The following is a 23,030-nucleotide window of genomic DNA, read 5'->3' as shown; positions in this document are numbered from 1 at the left end:
GCCGCCATGCTGCTCGAAGTGCGCGACCTGCACGTGGAGTTCCACACCCGGGACGGCGTCGCCAGGGCCGTCAACGGCGTCAGCTACGGCGTCGACGCGGGCGAGACCCTGGCCGTCCTCGGCGAGTCCGGCTCCGGCAAGTCCGTCACCGCCCAGACGATCATGGGCATCCTCGACGTCCCGCCCGGCCGGGTCACCGGGGGCGAGGTCCTCTTCGAGGGCCGGGACCTGCTGAAGCTGAAGGAGCAGGAGCGCCGGAAGGTCCGCGGCGCCGGGATGGCGATGATCTTCCAGGACGCGCTGTCCTCCCTCAACCCGGTCCTCACCGTCGGCGACCAGCTCGGCGAGATGTTCACCGTGCACCGGGGCATGTCCCGCAAGGACGCCCGCGCCAAGGCCGTCGAGCTGATGGACCGGGTGCGCATCCCGGCCGCGAGGGAGCGGGTGAGGCAGTACCCGCACCAGTTCTCCGGCGGCATGCGCCAGCGCATCATGATCGCCATGGCGATGGCCCTCGAACCGAAGCTGATCATCGCCGACGAGCCGACCACCGCCCTCGACGTCACCGTCCAGGCCCAGGTCATGGAGCTGCTCGCGGAACTCCGGCGCGAGCTGCACATGGGCCTGATCCTCATCACCCACGACCTGGGCGTGGTCGCCGACGTCGCCGACAGGATCGCGGTGATGTACGCCGGCCGGATCGTGGAGACGGCCCCCGTGCACGACATCTACAAGGCCCCGGCGCACCCGTACACCCGCGGCCTGCTGGAGTCGATCCCGCGCCTGGACCAGAAGGGCCGGGAGCTCTACGCCATCAAGGGCCTGCCGCCCAACCTCAGCCGCATCCCGCCCGGCTGCGCCTTCCACCCCCGCTGCCCGATGGCCCGGGACGTCTGCCGCACCGACGTACCGCCGCTGTACGGGGTGACGCCCCCGGAGTGGACCGGCGCGGAACGCGGGAGCGCCTGCCACTTCTGGAGGGAGTGCCTGCATGGCTGAGGCCACCGCACCGATCCTCGAGGTCCGCGGCCTCGTCAAGCACTACCCGCTGACCTCCGGCATCCTCTTCAGGAAGCACGTCGGCGCGGTCAAGGCGGTCGACGGCGTGGACTTCGAACTCGGACGCGGCGAGACCCTGGGCATCGTCGGCGAGTCCGGCTGCGGCAAGTCCACGGTCGCCAGGATGCTGGTGAACCTGGAGCGGCCGACGGCGGGGGAGATCCGCTACAAGGGCGAGGACATCACCCGCCTGTCGGGCAGGGCCCTCAAGGCCGTGCGCCGCAACATCCAGATGGTCTTCCAGGACCCCTACACCTCCCTCAACCCCCGGATGACCGTGGGCGACATCGTCGGCGAGGCGTACGACATCCACCCGGAGGTGGCCCCGAAGGGCGACCGGCGCCGGCGGGTGCAGCACCTGCTGGACGTGGTCGGCCTGAACCCGGAGTACATCAACCGCTATCCGCACCAGTTCTCCGGGGGACAGCGCCAGCGCATCGGCATCGCGCGCGGGCTCGCCCTGCGCCCGGAGATCATCGTCGCGGACGAGCCGGTCTCCGCCCTCGACGTCTCCGTCCAGGCGCAGGTCATCAACCTGATGGGCCGGCTCCAGGAGGAGTTCGAGCTGTCGTACATCTTCATCGCCCACGACCTGTCGATCGTCCGGCACATCTCGGACCGGGTCGGTGTGATGTACCTGGGCCGCATCGTGGAGACCGGCCGCGACGCCGAGATCTACGACCATCCCACGCACCCCTACACCCAGGCACTGCTGTCCGCCGTGCCGGTGCCCGACCCGGACGCCCGGGAGCACCGCGAACGGATCATCCTGGCCGGTGACGTGCCCTCCCCGACCGACATCCCCTCCGGCTGCCGCTTCCGCACCCGCTGCTGGAAGGCGCGGGAGCGGTGCGCCCTGGAGGTGCCGGCGCTGGCGGTGCCCGCCGGCTTCCGGGGCGTCTCCGGCCCCGCGGCACACGACTCGGCGTGCCACTTCGCGGAGGAGAAGCAGGTGGTCCCGCCGGAGGAGACCGCCCCTCGGCACCCGCACGGGGCGCACCGGGAGGACGCCGAGGACCCGGGCGAGCACGGCGGCGGGCCGGGGTGACAAGGTCCCCCGGCCCGCCTACGGCACCCGCACGGCCGTACGACGTTCAGTGTCGCGCGTCCGTATATCGGTGCCGCTTCGGCGAAGTTGCCCGCGTGTTAAAGCGGTTGGTGCCCTCGTGGCCGCGGCCTCAGGCGAGGGACCGCTTGAGGAAGTCCACCTGGAGAAGCAGCAGATTCTCGGCCACCGCCTCCTGCGGGGTCATGTGCGTGACGCCGGACAGCGGGAGCACCTCGTGCGGGCGTCCGGCCGCCAGCAGGGCCGAGGACAGGCGCAGGGAGTGCGCCACCACCACGTTGTCGTCCGCCAGCCCGTGGATGATCATCATCGGGCGGTGCGGCTCGGCGGCGTCGACCAGGCCGTCGTCGTCGATCACCGAGTTGCGGCGGTAGACCTCCGGCTGCTCGTCCGGGTGGCCGATGTAACGCTCCTGATAGTGGGTGTCGTAGAGCCGCAGGTCCGTCACCGGGGCGCCCACGACCGCCGCGTGGAACACGTCCGGCCGGCGCAGTGCCGCCAGCGCCGCCAGATAGCCGCCGAAGGACCAGCCGCGGATGGCCACCCGGTCCAGGTCGAGCGGGAAGTCGGCGGCGAGGGCCTGGAGCGCGTCGACCTGGTCCTGGAGGACGACGGCGGCCACGTCGTCCTTGACGGCCTTCTCCCAGGCGGGCGAGCGCCCCGGCGTGCCCCGTCCGTCGGCGACGACCACCGCGAATCCCTGGTCGGCGAACCACTGGGAGGTCAGGTGGGCGTTGTGCGCGGCCACCACCCGCTGGCCGTGCGGGCCACCGTACGGGTCCAGGAGGACGGGGAGGAGGGTGTCACCGTGGTAGTCCGTTGGCATAAGCACGGCGCACGGGACACGGCGTGCGCCCCCCTGGGTGAGCGTCACGCGCGGGGACAAACCGGGGTGTTCCGCGTACGAGGCGACGGTGGCCGCGACCTTCCCGTCCCGCAGCACCTGGACCCGGGCCCCCGGCCGGTCCAGGGTCGCGGAGACGAGTACGGTCACGCCCCCGGCACGCACCGCCGAGTGCACGCCCGGCTCCTGCGAGACGCGCTCCACGCCGAGCTCGTTCACCCGGTACACGTGGACCTCGCCGGTCTCCGGGGCGGCCGCCTCCTCGCCCGCCGACGCGGAGACCAGCACGTCCTCGTCGGAGACGTCCAGCACCGCCCGCAGGTGCAACTGGGCACCGGTGAGCGGGCGTTCCCCGACCGCAAGCACCCGCGCCCCGCCCTCGTCGGCGATCCGGACGAGCTGCCCGGACGGGCTCCAGCAGGGCACGCCGGGGAACAGTTCAAGCCAAACTGGATCTTCGTCCGCGTGCACCATCCGGGTCGTCCCGGACGCGAGGTCCACGGCCAGGAACAGCTGACTGCGCTGGTCGCGCGCCTGTACGAGGAGCAGCGGCGCGCCCGCCGCTGACCAGTGCACTCGGGCCAGATACGGGTACCGCGCCCGGTCCCAGAGAACCTCGGTGCGCCCGCCGTCCAGGCCGATCGCGAACAGCCGCACGTCCGCGTTGGCGGTGCCCGCAGCCGGATACGGGACGTGTTGTGGATCACGTCCGGGGTGGGCCGGGTCGGAGATCCACCACCGCCTGACCGGCGTGTCGTCCACCCGCGCGACCAGCAGCCGGTCGGACTCCGGGCCCCACCAGAAGCCCCGCGTCCGGCTCATCTCCTCGGCGGCGATGAACTCGGCGAGCCCGTAGGAGACGCCCTCGGCGTCCGGCTCGGCCAGCGCCCTGTCCCCGTCGCCCTCGGCGCCCACGACCCGCAGGGCACCCCGGGCGACGTACGCGACGTGCCGTCCGTCGGGGGAGGGGCGCGGGTCGATCACCGGGCCGGGGACGGGCAGTTCGCGGGCCGTGCCCGCGCGCAGCTCGGCCGTGAAGAGGCGCCCCGACAGGGCGAAGGAGGCCAGCTCGACGGCCGCGTCGGTGGCGTACCCGACGATGCCGGCGCCGCCCTCGCGGCTGCGTTCGCGCCGTGCCCTCTCCTCGGGCGACAGGCGCTCCTCTGCGCCGCCCAGGAGGGCGCGCGGGTCGGCGGCGACGCGCTCCCCGCCGTCGCCGACGTCGAGGACCCACAGGGCGTTGGCCCGGTCCGTACCGGAGCCGGAACGCAGGAAGGCGACCCGTGAACCGTCGGGTGCCACGGTGAACGAACGCGGCGCGCCGAGCGTGAACCGCTGGGTGCGGGCGTGCCGTTTGGGGAAGGAGTCGGACTCGGTCGTCATGCCCTGACCATATTGGCCATGCGCCCCCTTGTGCGGCCGTGCGCCGATCGATGCGCGCGTACGGATAGTTATGATCACTAGCGCACAGTGGGTATCAACTGGGTGCCTGCTGCGTGGATTTATCTGCTCGTGCGTTCCACAGTGTTCCGATAGTCCGACCGCGTCCGACCTTCCCATGTCCCTGGGTTCTTTGGAGGTGATCCGCCGTGGCACTCTCGATTTCGGCGGTGGTGCTGCTGGCGATCGTCGTCTTCCTGCTGGTCAAGAAGTCAGGACTGAAGGCCGGGCACGCAGTCGTCTGCATGCTGCTCGGCTTCTACCTGGCCTCTTCGACCGTCGCCCCCACGATCAGTGAGGTGACGACGAACATCGCGGGGATGATCGGAAGCATCAACTTCTGAGCACCGTCTCCCGGCCGGGACCCGTGGCGCGTCCCGGGGCCCGGCCGGAGTCCAGGTCCCGTCCGTGAGCCGGCCGTCGACGACGGCCGGAACGGGTGATCGTTCCGACGCGCGCCCACCGGCCCCTCGCGTGTTACCCGCCGGTAGGCAATGATGGCGGGGCCATCATCCACGCGTGCAGGGCGGAGCCGACGGTGACGACTTCCGAGGAACAGAGCGAGGAACGCGACGGGTCGCGGACGAGGGTGCACGCCTTCCGGGACGACGCCCTCGGCGACCACGACGCGGTCGGCCTCGCCCGCGCGATCCGCCGGGGCGAGGTCGGCGCCGCCGAGGCCGCCCGCGACGCCAGGGCCCGGGTCAGGGCCGTCGAGTCCCGGCTGAACGCCGTCCAGGTCCGCCTCGACCTCCCGGCCCACGCCTCCGCGCCCGACGGCGCCTTCGCCGGGGTGCCGACCTTCGTCAAGGACAACACCGACTACCGGGGCCTGCCCACCGGCCACGGCAGCGCCGCCTTCGCGCCCCGGACGGCCCGGCGGCACGCCCCGTTCACCCGCCAGTTCCTGAGCACCGGTGTCACGGTGCTCGGCAAGACCCGGCTGCCCGAGTTCGGGTTCAGCCCCTCCACGGAGTTCGAGGGGGCCGAGCCCGTCCGCAACCCGTGGCACACGGGCCACTCGGCGGGCGGTTCCTCGGGCGGCAGCGCGGCCCTGGTCGCCGCCGGTGCCGTGCCGATCGCCCACGCCAACGACGGCGGCGGCTCGATCCGCATCCCCGCCGCCGCGTGCGGACTCGTCGGCCTGAAGCCGAGCCGCGGCCGGGTGGTGGCGAACGCGCAGGGCCGCAGGCTCCCCATCGACCTCGTCGCCGACGGCGTCGTGAGCCGCTCGGTGCGCGACAGCGCGGCGTTCCTGGCCGCCGCGGAGCAGCACTGGCGGAACCCGGGGCTGCCGCCCGTGGGCCTCGTCGAGGGCCCCTCGGACCGCCGCCTGCGCATCGGCCTCCTGGTGGACTCCCCGAACGGCGTCCGGGCCGACGCCGGCACCCGGGCGGCCGTCACGGAGACGGCCGAGCGCCTCGAGCGGCTCGGTCACACCGTGGAACCGGTGGAGCTGCCCCTCGACCCGCACTTCACCGACGACTTCCTCACCTACTGGGGCATGCTGTCGTTCCTGCTCGGCGTCAGCGGCAGAACGCTGGGCGCGGACTTCGACCGGAGCCGCATGGACGGCCTGAGCCGGGGCCTGCGCGAGACGTACGTGCGGAAGTGGCAGCGGACGCCGGGCGTCGTGCGCAGGCTGAAGCGCACGCGGGAGGCGTACGCGGCGGGCTTCCGGGGCCTGGACGTGATCCTCTCCCCGGTCCTGGCCCACACCACCCCGCCGATCGGCCACCTCAGCCCGGCCGTCCCCTACGCCACGCTGATCGAACGGATCCTCGCCTACGTGGCGTTCACCCCGGTCGACAACGTCGTCGGCACCCCGTCGATGTCGGTACCGGCCGCGAGCGCGACGGCGGACGGGCTGCCGATCGGCGTCATGCTCTCGGGCCGCCCGGGAGCCGAACGGACGCTGCTGGAGCTGGCGTTCGAACTGGAGGCGGACCGGCCGTTCCGGCGGCTCCGGTAGGAGTCGCCGGCTCAGCCCTCGACGGCGTACGGCACGAAGCCGGTCCAGGCGGCGGGGGCGAAGACCAGACGGGGGCCTTCGACGTTCTTCGAGTCACGGACGTGAACGATGCCGGGTTCGGTGGCGACCTCGACGCAGGAGTCGCCCTCGGGGCCGCTGCTGTAGCTGCTCTTGAACCACTCCAGGGAGGTGGTGCCCCTGGAGGATGTCTTGCGGATCATGTCTCTCCCAGCAGTTTCTCGATGAGGGCCAGTGTCTCCCCGGGCGTAAGAGCCTGCGCCCGGACGGTGCCATAGCGCAGTTCGAGAATGCGTAGCTGCCGTGGGTCGGAGGTCGGACGGCCGTTGAACGCACCGTCGGAGCGTCCTACCGCTGTCCCGTCCTCGAACTTCAGCAACTCGATCCTGCCGCTCATGCCGGGATGGGCCACGCTGTTCATCGGCATGACCTGGAGCGACACATTGTTCAACCGGCCTACTTCCAGGAGCCGTTCGAACTGCTCCTTGCGCACCATTGTGCCCCCGACTCGGCGGCTGAGGATCGCCTCCTCAAGGACAAAACTGAGGGAGGGCGCAGGTGAGCGATCGAAGACTGACAGCCGCGCCATACGGGCGGCCACCAGACGGTCCACCTCGTCGGCCGGATACGGAGGCTGGCGTACTTCGAACAGGGCACGTGCGTACGCAGGCGTCTGCAGCAGACCAGCGATGCTGCTGCACTCGTAGATCCCCATCTCAACCGCCCGCGCCTCCAACTGCGCCAGGTCCCGCACCTTCTTCGGGTACCGGACCTTCCTCACGTCCTCCTGCATCGCCGCGACGAGACCACCGGCGCGCAGCACCTCGTCGGCCATGAGCAGGTACTCGGGCCGGGGGATCCGCTTGCCGGTCTCGATCTTGTAGACGAGGTCCTCGCCGTATCCGACGGCCACCGCGAACTCGCCGACCCGCAGCCCCGCCGCTTCCCGCCGGAGCCTCAACTGGCGTCCCACCGTGGCGACCACGGCGAGCGCCCAGTCGTCGTCCGGGTCCACCTCCCAGCCCGGCTCGTCCGTCCGGTCCGTCCCGGCCCCGACCCGCACCGCCTCACCGTTCACCGACATGCGCGCCCCTCCGTAGTGCTGCCACGTACCGTCCCGCTCCGCTCGCAGGCACGGACCGTGGCTCTGCGTAACAGGGCGATCACATGTCACGGTACGTGCGGCCGGCCACGCTCGGTGACGTGAATCAGTAATTCGCCGAGCACGGGGGCACTACCGACGGGCGGTTCCCGCGCAAGATCCGTCCGGGCCTGACTGAGCTTCACACCACCGGAACCCGCACTTTCGCGCTCCGGTGCCGTCGGCGACTGAAAGACAAAGAACTCCGGGCGAAAGCACCCCGCCGAACCCCACCCCTCCCGTCCGTGGTCGCACTCACTCGGGCGAGTGAACATCCCCGAACCGGCTGGAATTCGCGAGCCCCCAGGCCCGACGCTCAGCACAACGCACCACCACACAACCGCAGACATGAGACGGCCCCCGCCGGGACTGCAATCCCACTGCGAGGGCCTGACCACCGAGGAAGATAGAGGCTTCCCGATGGGTATCCCGAACCCTAGCGTGCCCCCGCGCGCCCAGGCCCGCGTTGCGGGCAACAAGCACCCGAACCGGGTCCACCGCACCGGCGGCGGGCTCCAGCACGACAACACCCGCCATACCACTCGCTTCGTGGTGATCGGCAACCACCTGGCCCAGCACCGGGAGCTCTCGCTCCTCGCCATCGGGCTCGGCACGCACCTCCAGTCGCTGCCGATGGGCGCCCCGGCGGACATCAAGACCCTCGCCGCCCGTTTCCCCGAGGGCACCGCCCGAATCGCCGCCGCCCTGCGCGAGCTGGAGACCCACGGCTACCTGCGCCGCGAACGCGTCCGCACCTCCGCCGGCCGCATCGTGACCCGCACGATCTCGTGCAACCAGCCGCCGGCCGCCCGCCACCCCGCCGAGGCACCCGCCCGGCCGGCGGCGAAACCGCAGCCGCAGGAGACCTGCGAGGAACGCGCTCCATGGGAAACGCGCGAGCAACGGGCACCGCGCAAACCGCTTCCCGCCGTACCCCGACCCGAGTGCAACGTGCCCGCGTTGTTCGGGGCCGCCACCGACCTCCTCGCGGACCTCCACCGCCACGAGCCCCGGCTGCTCCTCTCCGCCAGTGACACGGCCCACCTGACCCCCGGGGTCGCCGCCTGGCTGGAGCGGGACGGCGGCCCGCGGCCTTTCTGGCCCACCGCCTCGCCGACCAGCTCCCGCCCCCGCCCCCGTTCCACGCGCATGCCGCCGCCCCGCCGCCGCCCGTACGACACCCCCTCCAGAACTGCGACGGCTGCGACCACGCGTTCCGCGCCCCCCGCCCCGGCCACTGCCGCGCCTGCCGAACCGAGCTCCAGGGAGCCGCCTAGCATGAACGTGACGATCCTTGCCCCTGGGCACAGACGACGAGGAGCGAGCGCCATGACCATCGCACCCCACGACGCGCAGGGTGGCGGCTCCCACGTCTACCGGGCCATGCGGGACGTCGTTCAGTCCTTGGACGACACCGACACGCTCCCGGGCAAATTCGAGATCACCAGCAAGGGAATCGTCCACGACATGATGGCGCCCATCGGCCCGCACGAGCTGACCACCCTGCACCTGCGTAGACGCCTCGAGAAAGTGATGCCGGAGGAGATCGTCGCTCACACGGGGGAGCCCGATGTCGAGGACGAGTACGAGGGCATCATGCGACGCCCCGACGTCATGGTGATCGCCTTGTCGGACATGGACGTGCCGGCCAGCTTCGATCCCCGGACGCTCATCGCCGCCATCGAGGTCGTCTCGCGGTCCAACCCGGACAACGACTGGGTGGGCAAGATGGGCGACTACCCGCTGATGGGCGTACCGGTCTACGCGGTCTTCGACCCCCGCACCGGCAGCGGCGCCGTGCTCACCGACATCCACTCGACCCCGGACGGTCCCCGCTACGCAGTGCGCAAGGACTTCGTCTACGGCGAGGACATCACCATCGGCGAGTGGACCATCTCCACGAGCGGCCTGCCGCGCTACCCGGACGACGGCGCGGTGCAGGACGGTCCGGCGGGGCGGGGCCGGTGAGCGTACCCGGCGACGGAGGGCCCCGGCGGGGGCATGCGCCGGGACCCGCCTCGGCCACGGTGGGCTGCGACACCCGCGAGGGACGCGATCCGCGGCGCCGGGCCCGCGGACCGGCCGGGCGCCTCATAGGCTGGCCCCATGACGGAACAGCCCCCCTCCCGCTCCGGCCGGCGTCTGCTGCTGGTGCACGCTCACCCGGACGACGAGTCGATCAACAACGGCGCGACCATGGCCCGGTACGTCGCCGAAGGTGCCCATGTGACGCTGGTCACCTGCACGCTCGGTGAGCGGGGCGAGGTCATCCCGCCCGAGCTGGGGCACCTGAGCGGGGCCGCCCTCGGCGGGCACCGGCTCGGGGAGCTGAAGGAGGCGATGCGCGCGCTCGGCGTCGAGGACTTCCGGCTGCTCGGCGGGGCCGGGCGGTACAGCGACTCCGGGATGATGGGGCTGCCCGACAACGACGACCCCGGCTGCTTCTGGCAGGCCGACGTCGACCGGGCCGCAGGGCTGCTCGCCGAGGTGATCCTCGAGACCCGCCCCCAGGTCGTCGTCACCTACGACGACGACGGCGGCTACGGTCACCCCGACCACATCCAGGCCCACCGCGTCGCCATGCGCGCCGTCGAGCTGGCCGCCGAACAGGGCTGGGACGTCCCCAAGGTCTACTGGAACCGCGTGCCCCGGTCCGTCGCCGAGGAGTCCTTCGCCCGCCTCGAGCGCGACCTGCCCGGCCTGCCCTTCGAGAAGGCGGCCGCCGTCGGTGACGTACCGGGTGTCGTCGCCGACGAGCGGATCACCACCGAGATCGACGGCACCCCGTACGCCGCCGCCAAGGCCGCGGCGATGCGGGCGCACGCCACGCAGATCACGGTGGCCGAACCGTACTTCGTGCTCTCCAACGAACTCGCGCAGCCGCTCTTCACCACCGAGTACTACGAGTTGGTGCGCGGGGACCGCCCCGCGCGGCGGGAGAGCGACCTGTTCGCCGGGACCGGGACCGGGGGAGCGTCGTGAGCGGGCGTACCGAGCCGCCGGCCTCCGCCCTGGCCAGGCCGCTGCGACCGCCGTCCCCCGGGCGGGCCGCCGTCTACCTCGGGCTGCTCGTCCTCGGCGCGCTGACCGGCGTGGCGGGCGCGCTCGTGCAGGGCGCCTGGTTCCCCGGCGGGCTGCTGCTCGCGCTGGCCGCCGAGGCGGGCCTGTGCCTCGGCGCCGGACGTGCCCTGGGCCGCCGCGGCGGGGCCGTGGCGCCGGCCGTCGGCTGGGCGGTCGCCGTCGTGCTGCTCACCACCAGCCGCCCGGAGGGGGACTTCGTCTTCGCCGCGGGCAGCGGATCCTATCTCTTCCTCCTCGGCGGAATCGCCGTGGCTGTGATGTGCGCCACCCTCGCGCCGGTACGGCAACCGGACGGCGGCGGCGCCCGACTTGGGAAATGACGTACTACTTCGCCGTGGCGCGGGCGTGCGAGTCCGGTGTGGGTTTCCCAGGCAGTCATGGGATACGCGTGAGAAGTGGCCAGTATGGTGGTGCGCGCCGCCGGGCCGCCCGCTTTCTGGTGTGCCGGGCGGCGGAGCCAACCGGGAGAACCTGCCTTGAGTCGTGAAACTGACAGTCCGTCCTCCGGGCCCCACGGGCGCGGTGGAGCCGCGTACCCGTCGGGCACCCCGCCCTACGGGACCCCCGTGGTCCCCGGAGCCGGCGCGGACGCGGGCCGTTCGGCCGCGCGGCCGGAAGAGCGCAAGACCGAGACGACGCTGACGACCCGGATCCGGATCAACATCCCCGGGTCGCGGCCCATTCCGCCGGTCGTCGTGCGCAAGCCCGTCGCGGACGCCGACGGCGAGGCCGCGGACACGGAGACGGCCGAGCACTCCGGGCCGGGCGCCACCGCGCCCACGGGCACCGTCGAGACTCCCGCCGATCCCGCCCAGCAGGCCGAGGACAAGCCGACCAGCGACTGGTTCGCGCCCCGCAAGTCGGCGCCGGGCAAGGGCGGTCAGGGCGGTGGCTCCACCAACGGTGCCGGTCTGCCCGGTGGTTCCGCCGCCGGCACCCCCGGCGCGGGTACCGGCCCGGCTCCGGCGGCCCCGGGCGCCGGCGCGTCCGGCGGTGCGCGACCGGGCGGCGGGAGTGGCCGGCCCGGTGGCGTGGTCGGCTCGATGAGCGCTCCCGGCGGCCCCCGTCCCGGCTCCACCAACGGCGCCGGCCTGCCCGGCGCGACCGGTGGCCCCGTGGCGCCCGGACACGGCGGCGGCACCGGTTCCTTCGACGTGACCGAGGCGCTGGCCGCGGGACCGCTCGGCGGCAACGGGACGCGCCCCGGCGGCAACGGCGCCACCGAACCCGGCCGTTCCTTCCCCTCCGAGGACGGGCGCGACCGGAACACGCCCGACGGCCCCGGCGAGCAGAGCGGCCCGGTCCGCGACGGACAGCTCGTCTTCGGCGGCCCGAAGACGCCCACCGGCCCGACGACCGGCCCGGTCACCGGGGACGGCCCGCGGGTGCCGCCCGCCGCCGGCGGACCGGGCGCGCCGGGACGGCCCGACGGACAGCGCGGCCCCGCCGGCCCGCGCGGCCCCGGCGGCCTCGCCGTGCCCGGCGTTCCCGCCGGACCCCAGGGACCCGGCCAGGGCCCCGGCACCGCCCGTCCCGGCCCCGGCGGCGGGCTGAGCGACGACACCGCGATCCTCACCCCGCAGCGGCCCGCCCCCGAACCGCCGGGCGGCGCCCGTTACGGCAACCCGGACAACGTCTCCGGGAACACCGTCACCAGCGGCATCCCCGTCGTACCGGGCGGGCGCGACACCCCGTTCCCCAGCGCGTCCCCCGACGGACCGCGTCCGCACACGCCCCCCAAGGCGCCCGCACCGGCGCCCGCGCCGGCGAGCTCCGCCAAGCCGGCCAAGAAGAAGGGGCGGAAGAAGCTCCCGCTGCTCGTCGGCGTCCTGATCGTCGTCGTCGGCGGCGCCTACGGCGCCGGCCTGCTGATGAACCACTCCGACGTGCCCAAGGGCACCACCGTGCTCGGCGTGGACATCGGCGGCGGCACCCGCGACGACGCCGTCGAGAAGCTGGACAGCGCCCTCGGTGCCCGGGTGAACAAGCCGCTGAAGCTCACGGTGGGCGGCGACAGCGTCTCCCTGAAGCCGGACCAGGCTGGGCTCCAGTTCGACACCCAGGCCACGGCCAGCGACGCGGCGCAGAGCGACTACAACCCGGTCTCCGTGATCGGCTCGCTCTTCGGCAACCACCGTGTCGTCGACCCGGTCATGCCCGTCGACGAGGAGAAGCTGCACGCCGCCCTGAAGGACGCGGCGGGCGGCGCCGGCGGGGTGACCGAGGGAACAATCACGTTCCAGTCCGGCAAGGCCGTCCCGGTGTACGGCAAGGCGGGCAAGGGAATCGACGTCGCCAAGTCCACCGAGGCGGTGGAGGCGGCGTACCGCAGCCAGGTGGAGACGGGCACCTCCACCGCGGTGAACGTGCCGACCACCGAACGGCAGCCGACCGTCTCCGACGCCGAGGTCGACCGGATGATGAAGGAGTTCGCAGAGCCGGCGATGTCGGGCCTGGTCACGGTCCAGACCGACGCCGCGCACTCGGTCTCCTTCAGCCCCGGCAAGTCGCTGTGGAAGTTCCTCGCCGTCAAGCCGCAGAACGGCAAGCTGGTCGAGTACTACGACCAGGCCGCCCTGAAGGAGCTGTACGGCGACACCTTCGACGGCGTGCTCATCACCCGCGCCACCGGCCAGAAGACCCCGGTCACCGTCCAGGACGTGATCGGCGCCCTGCGCCCGGCGCTGACGAGCAGGAGCAACCGCGTCGGGGTCATCGACACCGACCCCAGCTGACACCCGGATCGCACACGAGGGGGCGCCCGGCGGACACCGGACGCCCCCTCGCCGCACCCCCGCGGGGTGGGTGACGCATGACATCCGTCATGCGTCACCCGGGACCGGCGACACTGCCGCCCACCCGGCCGCGGCGGCCACGATGGCTGCCATGACGACGACAGAGGCGGTCGGGTTCGACCGGGTCACCAAGAGCTACGGGGACGTCCGCGCCGTCGACGGCCTGACGCTCACCCTGCGCCCCGGGGAGACCGTGGCCCTGCTGGGACCGAACGGGGCGGGCAAGTCGACCACGCTCGACCTGCTGCTCGGCCTCGGAAGGCCCGACAGCGGCACCGTCCGGGTCCTCGGCACCGCCCCGCGCGAGGCCATCGTCGCCGGGCGGGTGGGCGCGATGCTCCAGAGCGGCGGGCTGATGGACGGGATCACCGTCGCCGAGCTCGTCCGGCTCGGCTGCGTGCTGCACCCGAGGCCCCACCCGGTCGCCGACGTCCTGGCGCGGGCCGGCCTCACGAAGATCGCCGACCGCAGGGTCGACAAGCTCTCCGGCGGCCAGGCCCAGCGTGTCCGCTTCGCGCTCGCCACCGCGGGCGACAGCGACCTGATCGTCCTGGACGAGCCCACCACCGGCATGGACGTCACCGCCCGCCAGGCCTTCTGGGCCACCCTGCGCGAACAGGCAGACCGGGGCCGCACGGTCCTGTTCGCCACGCACTACCTGGAGGAGGCCGACGCCGTCGCCGACCGGGTGCTCGTCCTGCACCGGGGCCGGCTGCTGGCCGACGGCACCGCCGCCGAGATCAAGGCCAGGGCCGGGGCCCGCAGGATCTCCTTCGACCTCGAGGGCACGATCGACGAACGGGCGCTGCGCGGCCTGCCCTTCCTCACCTCGCTCGCCGTCTCCGGCCGGACCGTCCGCATCCGGTCCTCCGACGCAGACGCCACCGTCCACGCCGCGTACGGCCTCGGCCTGTACCCCCGCAACCTCGAAGTCGCCGGCCTAGGACTGGAGCAGGCCTTCGTCGCCATCACCGCCGCCGAGGAGGCCAAGCAGCCGTGAACGGTCTCATCAAGCTGGAGCTCACCCGCGCCCTGCGCAACCGCAGGTTCCTGTTCTTCTCGGTGATCTATCCGTCGGCCCTGTTCCTGCTCGTCGCGGGCAGCGCCGACCCCACCACCGAGGTCGACGGCACCGGCCTGACCCTGCCGGCCTTCTTCATGGTCTCCATGGCCTCCTTCGGCGCCCTGACCGCCGTACTGATGGGCAACAGCGAACGCATCGCCAAGGAGCGCGAGAGCGGCTGGGTACGGCAGCTGCGGCTGACCGCGCTCCCGGGCCGCGGCTACGTCCTCGCCAAGACCGCGAGCGCCGCCGTCGTCAGCCTGCCCTCCATCGTGATCGTCTTCGTGGTGGCCGCGGCCGTGAAGGACGTACGCCTGGACGCCTGGCAGTGGCTCGCCCTGACCGGCGCGATCTGGGCCGGCAGCCTGGTCTTCGCCGCCCTCGGCGTCGCCATCGGCTACCTGGCGTCGGGCGACGCCGTCCGCCCGGTCACGATGATCGTGTACTTCGGCCTGTCCGTGCTCGGCGGCCTGTGGATGCCCACGACCACCTTCCCCGGCCGGCTCCAGGACGTCGCCGAGTGGCTGCCCACCCACGCGTACGCTGCCCTGGGGCAGGCGATCGAACAGAGTCACGCCCCGCACCCACAGGATCTCGCCGTCCTCGCCGTCTCGTTCGTGCTCTTCACCGGCGGCGCGGCATGGCTCTACCGGAAGGACACGCTGAAGGCGTGAGCGGCGTCGGCATCGGGCAACGCCCGGAGAACCGCAGGCAGAAGGTCATCAAGTCACTGTGGGCCGGCATCTGGCTGGTCTACCTGAGCGCTCCCGTCGCCGACCTGCTGAACGGGGGCCACGGCACGGCCGCGCGCATCCTCGGCTGGGCCGGCCTCGTCGTCTTCGTCGTCTGGTACATGCTGCTGCTCTTCCGCACCGGACGCGGCGACGGCACCGACGCGGTCCTCGTCTCCCTCGCCGTCCTGGCGGCCGAGTCGACGCTCCTCGCCCTCACGCTGGGCCGGGAGTGGCTGGTCCTGTTCGTGTACGTCTCCATCGCCTCCGGCGCCACCCTGCCGCTGCGCCAGGCCCGCTGGACGATTCCCGGCGCGTCCGCGCTGATGACGGCCCTGGCGTTCGTCGTGCCGGACGCGAGGAGCTTCCTCGGCGGCCTGCTCATACCGGCGCTGCTGGGCGGCTTCGCCATGACCGGCGTACGCGAGCTGATCCGGACGACGATCGCCCTGCGCGAGGCCCGCGCCACCGTCGCCCACCTCGCCGCCAACGAGGAGCGGCTGCGGCTCGCCCGCGACCTGCACGACCTGCTCGGCCACTCGCTGTCCCTGATCACGCTGAAGAGCGAACTGGCCGGCCGCATGCTCCCCGGCCACCCGGACAAGGCCGCCCAGCAGGTCGCCGACATCGAGCAGGTCAGCCGGCAGGCCCTCGTCGACGTCCGGGAGGCCGTCACCGGCTACCGGCGCGCCCGGCTGAACGCCGAACTCGCCGGTGCGCAGGTGGCGCTGACGGCCGCCGGGGTGGTCCCCGAGCTGCCCGCCGAACCCGACCTCACCGGGGTCCCCGAGGAGTCCGAGTCGGCCCTCGCCTGGGCCCTGCGCGAGGCGGTCACCAACGTCGTACGGCACAGCGGCGCCCGGCGCTGCACGGTGGAGCTCCTCGGGCGACAGACCCTGGACGGGCGGGTGCTCGAACTGTCGGTGGAGGACGACGGCTCCGGCGGCCCCGGATCCGCGGCCGCCCCCGGCAACGGCCTGACCGGACTCACCGAGCGCCTCGGCAAGGCGGGCGGCGAGCTGGAGGCCGGCCGGACCCGGCGCGGATTCCGGCTGGTCGCCCGCGTGCCGGTCGGCGCCGCCGCGGACGTAGGATCCGGGGCATGAGCCGAACGATCAAGGTCCTGCTGGCGGAGGACCAGGCCATGGTCCGCGAGGCACTGGCCGCCCTGCTCGGCCTGGAGGAGGACATCGAGGTCGTCGCCCAGGTGGCGCGCGGCGACGAGGTACTGGAGGCCGCCCGCGCGCACGGCGTGGACGTGGCGCTGATGGACATCGAGATGCCCGGCGCGACCGGCATCGAGGCGGCGGCCCTGCTGCACCGCGAACTCCCGGCGGTGAAGCTGATCGTCCTCACCACCTTCGGCCGGCCCGGCTACCTGCGCAGCGCCATGGAGTCCGGCGCGGACGCCTTCCTGGTCAAGGACGCCCCGGCGGCCCAACTCGCGCAGGCCGTGCGGAAGGTGCTGGCGGGCGAGCGGGTCATCGACCCGACCCTCGCGGCAGCCGCCCTCGCCGAGGGCGCCAACCCCCTCACCGACCGCGAACGCGAGATCCTGCGCGCCGCGTCCGACGGCTCAACCAACGCGGAACTCGCCAAGACCCTCCACCTCTCCCAGGGCACGGTCCGCAACTACCTCTCCACGGCCATCCAGAAACTGGCCGCCCGCAACAGGGCGGAAGCGGTCCGCATAGCAAGAGAAAAAGGCTGGCTCTAGCACCCCGCCCACCCAGCCTGCGGGCAGTCGCACTCCACCTCCACCCGCCCCACCCACCCAGCCTGCGGGCAGTCGTGCCGCTGGGGCGGCACGGGTGGGCGCAGGCGGCACCCCGCGGCGCAGGGCCGCACCCCACCGTCCCCCACCCGCCGCACCGGCGTTCAGTTCAGCAACGCCCGAGCCGCCCGCGCCTCCCCCCGCACCCGCTCGGCCGCCCCCTCGTCCACCGCCCCGACCACGTCGGCGTACGCGTCCAACTCCTCCGCCCCCGCCACGAACTCCCCGCGCTGGACCAGCAACTGCGCCCGCTCGTACCGCAACCGCGCCGCGTGCGACGGCAGCAGCAGCGCCAGATCGATCGCCCACAACCCCACGTCCGACCGCTCCGGCCGAGCCGCCGCCCACACCCGGACGTTGTTGAGAATCCGCGCCACCACGTCCAGCGGCTCCGCGGGCTCCAGCATCGAGGGACGCAGCCCCGCCCCCGTCGCCCCCGACACCAGCACCTCCGCGTCGTCCCCGCTGAGCACCCGGCCCCCGTCGAACGGGTCGGCGAGCACCCGCTCCCCCTCCGGCCCGAACCCGACCACGAAGTGCCCCGGCAGCCCGACCCCGTACACCGGCGCCCCCGCACGCCGGGCCACCTCCAGCCACACCACCGACAGCAGGATCGGCAGCCCCCGCCGGCGCCGCAGCACCTCGTGCAGCAACGACGACTCCAGGCGCCGGTAGTCCGCCGCGGCCCCGTGGAACCCGTACCGCTCGCCGAGCAGGTCCCGCAGCGCGACCGCCCAGGCCCGGGGCGAACCGGGCCGGAACGGCACCTGCCCGGCCAGCCGGTCGAGTTCCATCTGGGCGGCGTCCATGCCCGCCTCGTCCAGCGCCCCGTCGGCCTCGGCGCCCACCAGGAGGCACAGCGTCGACAGATCGGGGCGCTCGGACCGCGCCTCTTCGGCGAACCGGCGCCGCACCTCGGCGGAACGCCCGGGCGGCGGCGGGTGGGGGAGGTGACGCATATCAGGCTCGTGCCCTCTCACGGCAATCGGCGAACGATGAAGAATGACCGGCGACCGGCGACCGGCGACCGGCGACCGGCGACCGGCGACCGGCGCGGCGGCGCCCGTGCTCAGTCCCGCCCCGCCCCGTCGGCACCGTCGGGCGCGCGGTAGTGGTGGTACGCGTGATGCGCCGAGAACCCCGTCCCGGCGTACAGCGCCCGCGCCCCCGCGTTGTCCGCCTCGACCTGGAGCCAGGCCGCCGAGGCACCCTCGTCGAGCGCCCGCCGGGCCAGCGCGGCCATGACGGCGGTGGCGAGCCCCCGCCGCCGCTGTCCGGGATCGACCTCGACGGCCGCGAAGGAGGCCCACCGCCCGTCCACGACACACCGGCCGATCGCGGCCGGCGCCCCGGGACCGGGCACCGTCGCGAACCACACCGACGGTCCGCTGTGCAGCACCCGCAGCGCCACGTCGCTCGCGCCCTTGCGCCCGTACCGTGCCAGCCACGCCTCGTCGGCCTCCCGGGACAGCACCACGCCGGTCCCCTCGGCCCGGTCGGCGACCGGTGCGAGCCCTCCGGTCCACAGCTCGGCCGTCACCTCCCGCACCCAGCCCCGCCGCTCCAGCTCGGCGCACAGCAGCTCCTGCGTGCCCTCGGCCCCGGTGGCGGTCTGGACGTACGCGGGCAGTCCCCGCGCGCCGTACCAGCGGCGTACGGCGGTCAGCGCGTCGTCGAGCGGCATCCCCGGATCGCCGAGCGGCAGCACGGAGTTGGCCCGCCGGGTGAACCCGGACGCCGCCCGCAGCTCCCACGCGCCGAGCCGCTCGCTCTCCACCGGCCGCCAGGCCCGCGCGGCGACCCGCGCCAGCTCCTCGTAGGACGTGGCGGGTCCGCGGCGACGCGCCGGGGCGGCCGGCACGAGCTTGCCCGCGACCAGCGTGGACTCCGCGATCCGGACCGACTCGCCGCCCCTCCGTGTGATCTGGAGCACACCATTGTCCCATGATGTGAGAACGCCGACCGTGTCGGTGAACTTCTCACCTGCGACACCAGGTTCGCTCAAGCGCCGGACGGATACTCGTTTGCCCACGTCAGCGGCCGTGATGCGGACCTCCAGTCGGCCGGCGGCAGAGATTTCCACGGGTCGGTCCACCCCTCCTGTTCGGATCATGCCCAAGAACGGAGATACTAGGGGCGGGCATCGACGACGCCGCGCTCCCGCGCGCCAGGCGGCGGAGCCTGAGGAGGCCCGCCAGCGCCCAATCGAGGAGGAACGACAGCGTGACCTACGTCATCGCGCAGCCTTGTGTCGACGTGAAGGACAAGGCGTGCATCGAGGAGTGCCCGGTCGACTGCATCTACGAGGGCCAGCGGTCCTTGTACATCCACCCGGACGAATGCGTCGACTGTGGTGCCTGTGAGCCGGTCTGCCCGGTCGAGGCGATCTTCTACGAGGACGACACTCCGGAGGAGTGGAAGGACTACTACAAGGCGAACGTCGAGTTCTTCGACGAGCTCGGCTCGCCCGGCGGCGCCAGCAAGCTGGGTCTGATCGAGCGCGACCACCCCTTCGTCGCCGCGCTGCCGCCGCAGAACCAGTAACGGCGGCCCGCACGCGCGCCGCCTCGGTCCCGTACGGCCCGGTCACCCGATCGGCGCCGCACGGGACCGAGGCGTTTGCCGTACCGGGCGGCCACGACGAAAGTGAGCCAGTAACGTGTCCGCAGTCTCCGACCGCCTGCCCACCTTCCCCTGGGACAAGCTGGAGCCGTACAAGAAGACGGCCGCCGCGCACCCGGACGGCATCGTCGACCTCTCCGTCGGCACCCCGGTCGACCCGGTCCCCGAGCTGATCCAGAAGGCCCTGATCGACGCGGCGGACTCCCCGGGCTACCCCACCGTCTGGGGCACCCCGGCACTGCGCGACGCGATCACCGGCTGGGTCGAGCGGCGCCTCGGCGCCCGCGACGTCACCCACCGCCACGTCCTGCCGATCGTCGGCTCCAAGGAACTCGTCGCCTGGCTCCCGACCCAGCTCGGCCTCGGCCCCGGCGACCGGGTGGCCTTCCCGCGCCTCGCCTACCCGACGTACGAGGTCGGCGCGCGCCTGGCCCGGGCCGAGTACGAGGCGTACACGCTGACACCGGGCGCCGACGCGCCGGGCCCGACCGACCTGGACCCGGCGGGCCTGAAGCTCCTCTGGCTCAACTCCCCGTCCAACCCGACCGGCCAGGTCCTCTCGAAGGGCGACCTGACGCGGATCGTCGCCTGGGCGCGCGAGCACGGCGTCCTGGTCGTCTCCGACGAGTGCTACCTCGAGCTGGGCTGGGAGGCCGACCCGGTCTCGGTCCTGCACCCGGACGTCAACGGCGGCTCCTACGACGGCCTCGTCGCCGTCCACTCCCTCTCCAAGCGGTCCAACCTCGCGGGCTACCGCGCGGCCTTCCTGGCCGGCGACCCGGCCGTCCTGGGTCCGCTCCTGGAGATCCGCAAGCACGGCGGCATGATGACATCGGCGCCCACGCAGGCGGCCGTGGTGGCGGCCCTCGGCGACGACGAGCACGTGCGCGTCCAGCGCGAGCGGTACGCGGCCCGACGCGCGGCCCTGCGCGAGGCGCTCCTCGGCCACGGCTTCCGCATCGAGCACAGCGAGGCCAGCCTCTACCTGTGGGCCACCCGCGACGAGTCCTGCTGGGACACGGTCGCCCACCTGGCCGAACGCGGCATCCTCGTGGCCCCCGGCGACTTCTACGGCCCGGCGGGAGAGAACCACGTCCGAGTCGCCTTCACGGCAACGGACGCCCGCGTGGCGGCAGCAGTGGCCCGCCTGTAACCCCCGCCGCCCCGACAGCCCCGCCCGCTCCCACCGGGGCGGGCGCGGCGCTCCCGCTCCCGCTCCAGCCGGGGCGGGTATGCGGTGCCGCTCCCGCTCCCGCCGGGGCGGGTATGCGGTGCCGCTCCCGCTCCCGCCGGGGCGGGTATGCGGTGCCGCTCCCGCTCCAGCCGGGGCGTGCACGCACCACCGCCCCCTCCAGCCGGGGCGTGCACGCACCACCGCCCCCTCCAGCCGGGGCGTGCACGCACCACCGCCCCCTCCCGCCGGGGCGTGCACGCACCACCGCCCCCTCCCGCCGGGGCGTGCGTGCGCTTCCGCCCCCGCTCCCGCTGTGGGCAGTCGTTCCGCAGGGCGGAACGGGTGGGCACAGCCACCGGCGCCGGGCACGGATCGACGGGACGCCCGCCGCACGGACGCAGGCACCGGCACCGGCACCGGCACCGGCACAGCAAAAGCGACGGGGCCCGGGGAGGCACCCCCGGACCCCGTCGCCGTACAGCCGGCGGCAGCCGACCGTCAGCGCAGCGGCAGCCCACCCTTCATGGCCGTCGCCGCCGTGTCACCCACGAGCCCCGTAGCCGAGTCCGCCGCGTTCCCGGTGGTCTTCTGCGCCGCCGGCGTGGCCTTCCTGACGACCGAGCCGCCGGCCCTGCCCGCGGCGGGCACCGTCTCCTTGAGGGCCCCGCTGCCGGCGCCTCCCGCGACCGCGGTGACGCTCCGGGCGGCGCCGTCGACGGACGCGCCGACGTTCGCCGCGTCCAGCGCGGTCAGCCCGCCGAGGTTCGGGGTGGCCGGGAGCTCGGGAGCCGCACTGGCGGAGCCGGCCGCACCGACCCCGGCAGCCGCTCCCGCAGCGACGAGCAGCGCGGCACGGGCGATCCGGCGGGTCAGGGGGAGGGACATGATGCTCCTTCGACGCAAGACAACGATGAGGTTCCGGCCCGTCCCGGCGGGTGATCGCCGGGCTCGGACGCAGTGACTACCGCTCGAGGGCGTCGAAGGTTGCGGCGTGCCGACGTAAAGAGTTGGCAATACGTCGCATTATCAGGTGCCCGGAAAAGCGGGCAAAAGGTCGCCGCACGACAAGCCCGCGCAGCCCTCACGGCCCTTGGCTCTCCCGGGTTCCGGGGCATCCGGCGACGACGACGCGGCACCCCGCATCCGCTCGCCGCACACCGGCCAGGTTCACCCCTCACGGGTGACGGCTCGCACTACCGCGCGGTCGTGATCCGGACCGGCCCCGTGCCCTGTCCCGCACCGTGGGCGCCGGCCCCCGTCGCGTGCCACTTGCTGTCGGTGTTCCCCGCGGTCCACTGCCGCCCGGCGTAGTCGACCCGCTCGATGCGCAGCGCGGACGCGTTGGCCACCGCCCAGTGCGCCAGCTGCCAGCCGCGCCGCGCGGCGTTGCGGTCCGCGCCCGGGCCGGAGCCGGCGCCCACGGGCAGCGTCACGGTCCGCCCGTCGGAGCCGCCGGCGCCCGGGGACGCGGACGGAGCCGGCCGCGCCGACGGGCCCACCTCCGCGCCGGCCGGCTGGAGCACGTCGCGTCCGAAGTCCCGCACCAGCGCCGCGCGTACCGCGTCCGGCCCCTCGGCGCGGTGCGCGCCGGGACGCCCCTGGCAGGTCAGCGTCGCCGCGGACCGCCCGGTCAGGGCCGCCGCCAGCAGCTCGGCGTCCGGCTCGTGCTTGGCGTACGCGTCGGGGAAGCCGCTGCGCTGCACGCGCTGCGCGGCGACCGTGAGGGGCAGCCGCGGGTAGTCGGGCACCTTGACCAGGTGGTCGTAGAACATGCCCGCCGAGTACGCCGGGTCCATGATCTCCTTCGTGGTGCCCCAGCCCTGCGAGGGCCGCTGCTGGAACAGGCCGAGCGAGTCGCGGTCGCCGTAGTCGATGTTGCGCAGCGCGGACTCCTGCAACGCGGTCGCCAGGGCGATCGTCACCGCCCGTTCGGGCAGCTCGCGCGCGGTGCCCACGGCGGTGATCGTCGCCGCGTTCACCGCCTGCTCCGGCGTGAACTCGTAGGCCGTGCGGCCGTCCTCGCCCGAGACGACCTTGCAGCCCGGCGCGGTGCCGCCGGTGACGTACTGGACCGTGAGGTAACCGGCGACCGCGAGCAGGACCGCGGAGGCGGCCCCGGCACGGAGGAGGCGGCCGCGGCGTTTGCGGAGGGGGGACGGCTCAGGCACGCGTACAAGGTACTGGAGAGTAGGACTCCTGGGGCGGCTGGTGCGGATGATGTGCGAGAAGGCCGCGGACGACCCGGCGGGT

The 23,030-nt window shown here is 73.5% G+C and carries 21 protein-coding genes and 1 pseudogene; 15 read left to right on the top strand and 7 right to left on the bottom strand.

Translation table 11 applies throughout. The features are described 5' to 3' along the window. The first annotated feature begins 6 nt into the window (after positions 1-6). On the top strand, positions 7-999 hold the full coding sequence (locus tag ACFWJB_RS16120; protein ID WP_385470805.1) for an ABC transporter ATP-binding protein: 993 nt from the start codon (positions 7-9) through the stop codon (positions 997-999). Then, positions 992-2,107, top strand: a complete 1,116-nt coding sequence (locus ACFWJB_RS16115) for an ABC transporter ATP-binding protein (protein WP_385470807.1) — start codon at positions 992-994, stop codon at positions 2,105-2,107. The genes ACFWJB_RS16120 and ACFWJB_RS16115 overlap by 8 nt, the downstream gene beginning before the upstream one ends. A gap of 130 nt (positions 2,108-2,237) precedes the next feature. On the opposite strand, the gene ACFWJB_RS16110 is transcribed toward ACFWJB_RS16115, so the two are convergent. Then, positions 2,238-4,352: a prolyl oligopeptidase family serine peptidase gene (locus ACFWJB_RS16110; RefSeq protein ID WP_385470809.1), complete on the bottom strand. Its 2,115-nt coding sequence runs from the start codon at positions 4,350-4,352 to the stop codon at positions 2,238-2,240. A 206-nt stretch (positions 4,353-4,558) separates the two neighbouring features. Here ACFWJB_RS16110 and ACFWJB_RS16105 point away from each other — a divergent pair, with 206 nt between their 5' ends. Further along, entirely contained in the window at positions 4,559-4,753 is a 195-nt protein-coding gene (locus ACFWJB_RS16105; RefSeq protein WP_385470811.1) for a hypothetical protein, read from the top strand. Between the two features lie 194 nt (positions 4,754-4,947). Continuing rightward, the gene (locus ACFWJB_RS16100) at positions 4,948-6,381 is read left to right on the top strand and encodes an amidase (RefSeq protein ID WP_385470813.1); all 1,434 of its coding nucleotides are present in this window, start codon (positions 4,948-4,950) and stop codon (positions 6,379-6,381) included. Between the two features lie 11 nt (positions 6,382-6,392). Here ACFWJB_RS16100 and ACFWJB_RS16095 read toward each other — a convergent pair whose 3' ends face one another. Continuing rightward, positions 6,393-6,602, bottom strand: a complete 210-nt coding sequence (locus ACFWJB_RS16095; RefSeq protein WP_386922848.1) for a DUF397 domain-containing protein — start codon at positions 6,600-6,602, stop codon at positions 6,393-6,395. Beyond that, a complete protein-coding gene (locus ACFWJB_RS16090; protein ID WP_386922846.1) occupies positions 6,599-7,483 on the bottom strand; it encodes a helix-turn-helix domain-containing protein in 885 nt (294 codons plus the stop codon). The genes ACFWJB_RS16095 and ACFWJB_RS16090 overlap by 4 nt, the downstream gene beginning before the upstream one ends. Before the next feature lie 477 nt (positions 7,484-7,960). On the opposite strand from ACFWJB_RS16090, the pseudogene ACFWJB_RS16085 reads away from it, so the two are divergent. The 9 genes and pseudogenes from ACFWJB_RS16085 to ACFWJB_RS16045 all read left to right on the top strand — a co-directional run bounded on the left by ACFWJB_RS16085 (position 7,961) and on the right by ACFWJB_RS16045 (position 16,927). Then, positions 7,961-8,817: pseudogene (locus ACFWJB_RS16085) on the top strand (helix-turn-helix domain-containing protein). Positions 8,818-8,869: 52 nt separating this feature from the next. Beyond that, on the top strand, positions 8,870-9,508 hold the full coding sequence (locus ACFWJB_RS16080; protein WP_385470819.1) for a Uma2 family endonuclease: 639 nt from the start codon (positions 8,870-8,872) through the stop codon (positions 9,506-9,508). 138 nt (positions 9,509-9,646) lie between these two features. Beyond that, positions 9,647-10,522: an N-acetyl-1-D-myo-inositol-2-amino-2-deoxy-alpha-D-glucopyranoside deacetylase gene (gene mshB / locus ACFWJB_RS16075; RefSeq protein WP_386922843.1), complete on the top strand. Its 876-nt coding sequence runs from the start codon at positions 9,647-9,649 to the stop codon at positions 10,520-10,522. Next, positions 10,519-10,941, top strand: a complete 423-nt coding sequence (locus tag ACFWJB_RS16070) for a DUF6113 family protein (protein ID WP_385470823.1) — start codon at positions 10,519-10,521, stop codon at positions 10,939-10,941. Before mshB ends, ACFWJB_RS16070 begins: the two co-directional genes overlap by 4 nt. A gap of 156 nt (positions 10,942-11,097) precedes the next feature. Further along, positions 11,098-13,356, top strand: a complete 2,259-nt coding sequence (locus tag ACFWJB_RS16065) for a hypothetical protein (RefSeq protein ID WP_386922841.1) — start codon at positions 11,098-11,100, stop codon at positions 13,354-13,356. A gap of 151 nt (positions 13,357-13,507) precedes the next feature. Further along, positions 13,508-14,416 carry an ABC transporter ATP-binding protein gene (locus tag ACFWJB_RS16060; protein ID WP_386922839.1) on the top strand — a complete coding sequence of 303 codons (909 nt, stop codon included), beginning with the start codon at positions 13,508-13,510 and terminating at the stop codon, positions 14,414-14,416. Beyond that, positions 14,413-15,153 (top strand): ABC transporter permease, encoded by a 741-nt coding sequence (locus ACFWJB_RS16055; protein WP_386922837.1) that lies wholly within the window; start codon positions 14,413-14,415, stop codon positions 15,151-15,153. The genes ACFWJB_RS16060 and ACFWJB_RS16055 overlap by 4 nt, the downstream gene beginning before the upstream one ends. Beyond that, entirely contained in the window at positions 15,150-16,316 is a 1,167-nt protein-coding gene (locus ACFWJB_RS16050; RefSeq protein ID WP_386922835.1) for a sensor histidine kinase, read from the top strand. Before ACFWJB_RS16055 ends, ACFWJB_RS16050 begins: the two co-directional genes overlap by 4 nt. After that, positions 16,313-16,927, top strand: coding sequence for a response regulator transcription factor (locus ACFWJB_RS16045; RefSeq protein ID WP_386922833.1), 615 nt, complete (start codon positions 16,313-16,315; stop codon positions 16,925-16,927). Before ACFWJB_RS16050 ends, ACFWJB_RS16045 begins: the two co-directional genes overlap by 4 nt. A gap of 161 nt (positions 16,928-17,088) precedes the next feature. Here the strand turns inward: ACFWJB_RS16045 and ACFWJB_RS16040 are convergent, their stop codons facing one another. After that, on the bottom strand, positions 17,089-17,943 hold the full coding sequence (locus ACFWJB_RS16040) for a tetratricopeptide repeat protein (protein WP_385472603.1): 855 nt from the start codon (positions 17,941-17,943) through the stop codon (positions 17,089-17,091). 110 nt (positions 17,944-18,053) lie between these two features. Beyond that, positions 18,054-19,067, bottom strand: coding sequence for a GNAT family N-acetyltransferase (locus ACFWJB_RS16035; protein ID WP_386922830.1), 1,014 nt, complete (start codon positions 19,065-19,067; stop codon positions 18,054-18,056). 140 nt (positions 19,068-19,207) lie between these two features. Here ACFWJB_RS16035 and fdxA point away from each other — a divergent pair, with 140 nt between their 5' ends. Beyond that, complete coding sequence (gene fdxA / locus ACFWJB_RS16030) at positions 19,208-19,528, top strand: ferredoxin (protein ID WP_003973842.1); 321 nt, start codon at positions 19,208-19,210, stop codon at positions 19,526-19,528. A gap of 115 nt (positions 19,529-19,643) precedes the next feature. Next, positions 19,644-20,759 carry a bifunctional succinyldiaminopimelate transaminase/glutamate-prephenate aminotransferase gene (locus tag ACFWJB_RS16025; protein ID WP_385472598.1) on the top strand — a complete coding sequence of 372 codons (1,116 nt, stop codon included), beginning with the start codon at positions 19,644-19,646 and terminating at the stop codon, positions 20,757-20,759. Between the two features lie 519 nt (positions 20,760-21,278). Here ACFWJB_RS16025 and ACFWJB_RS16020 read toward each other — a convergent pair. Both ACFWJB_RS16020 and ACFWJB_RS16015 read right to left on the bottom strand, forming a co-directional pair. Further along, positions 21,279-21,665 (bottom strand): ATP-binding protein, encoded by a 387-nt coding sequence (locus ACFWJB_RS16020; protein ID WP_385469271.1) that lies wholly within the window; start codon positions 21,663-21,665, stop codon positions 21,279-21,281. Between the two features lie 308 nt (positions 21,666-21,973). Next, complete coding sequence (locus ACFWJB_RS16015; protein WP_385469269.1) at positions 21,974-22,948, bottom strand: heavy metal transporter; 975 nt, start codon at positions 22,946-22,948, stop codon at positions 21,974-21,976. Between the last annotated feature and the right edge of the window lie 82 nt (positions 22,949-23,030).

Source organism: Streptomyces sp. NPDC127100 (genome assembly GCF_042724095.1).
Classification (GTDB): domain Bacteria; phylum Actinomycetota; class Actinomycetes; order Streptomycetales; family Streptomycetaceae; genus Streptomyces.
This window is presented reverse-complemented; position numbering and strand designations above follow the sequence as displayed.

Excerpts from the sequence above, each read along its gene's own strand:
- ACFWJB_RS16095 (WP_386922848.1), bottom strand. The coding sequence starts at position 6,602 with ATGATCCGCAAGACATCCTCCAGGGGCACCACCTCCCTGGAGTGGTTC.
- ACFWJB_RS16090 (WP_386922846.1), bottom strand. The coding sequence starts at position 7,483 with ATGTCGGTGAACGGTGAGGCGGTGCGGGTCGGGGCCGGGACGGACCGG.
- mshB (WP_386922843.1), top strand. The coding sequence starts at position 9,647 with ATGACGGAACAGCCCCCCTCCCGCTCCGGCCGGCGTCTGCTGCTGGTG.
- ACFWJB_RS16040 (WP_385472603.1), bottom strand. The coding sequence starts at position 17,943 with ATGCGTCACCTCCCCCACCCGCCGCCGCCCGGGCGTTCCGCCGAGGTG.
- ACFWJB_RS16020 (WP_385469271.1), bottom strand. The coding sequence starts at position 21,665 with ATGTCCCTCCCCCTGACCCGCCGGATCGCCCGTGCCGCGCTGCTCGTC.
- ACFWJB_RS16080 (WP_385470819.1), top strand. The coding sequence starts at position 8,870 with ATGACCATCGCACCCCACGACGCGCAGGGTGGCGGCTCCCACGTCTAC.
- ACFWJB_RS16060 (WP_386922839.1), top strand. The coding sequence starts at position 13,508 with ATGACGACGACAGAGGCGGTCGGGTTCGACCGGGTCACCAAGAGCTAC.
- ACFWJB_RS16045 (WP_386922833.1), top strand. The coding sequence starts at position 16,313 with ATGAGCCGAACGATCAAGGTCCTGCTGGCGGAGGACCAGGCCATGGTC.
- ACFWJB_RS16120 (WP_385470805.1), top strand. The coding sequence starts at position 7 with ATGCTGCTCGAAGTGCGCGACCTGCACGTGGAGTTCCACACCCGGGAC.
- ACFWJB_RS16115 (WP_385470807.1), top strand. The coding sequence starts at position 992 with ATGGCTGAGGCCACCGCACCGATCCTCGAGGTCCGCGGCCTCGTCAAG.
- ACFWJB_RS16110 (WP_385470809.1), bottom strand. The coding sequence starts at position 4,352 with ATGACGACCGAGTCCGACTCCTTCCCCAAACGGCACGCCCGCACCCAG.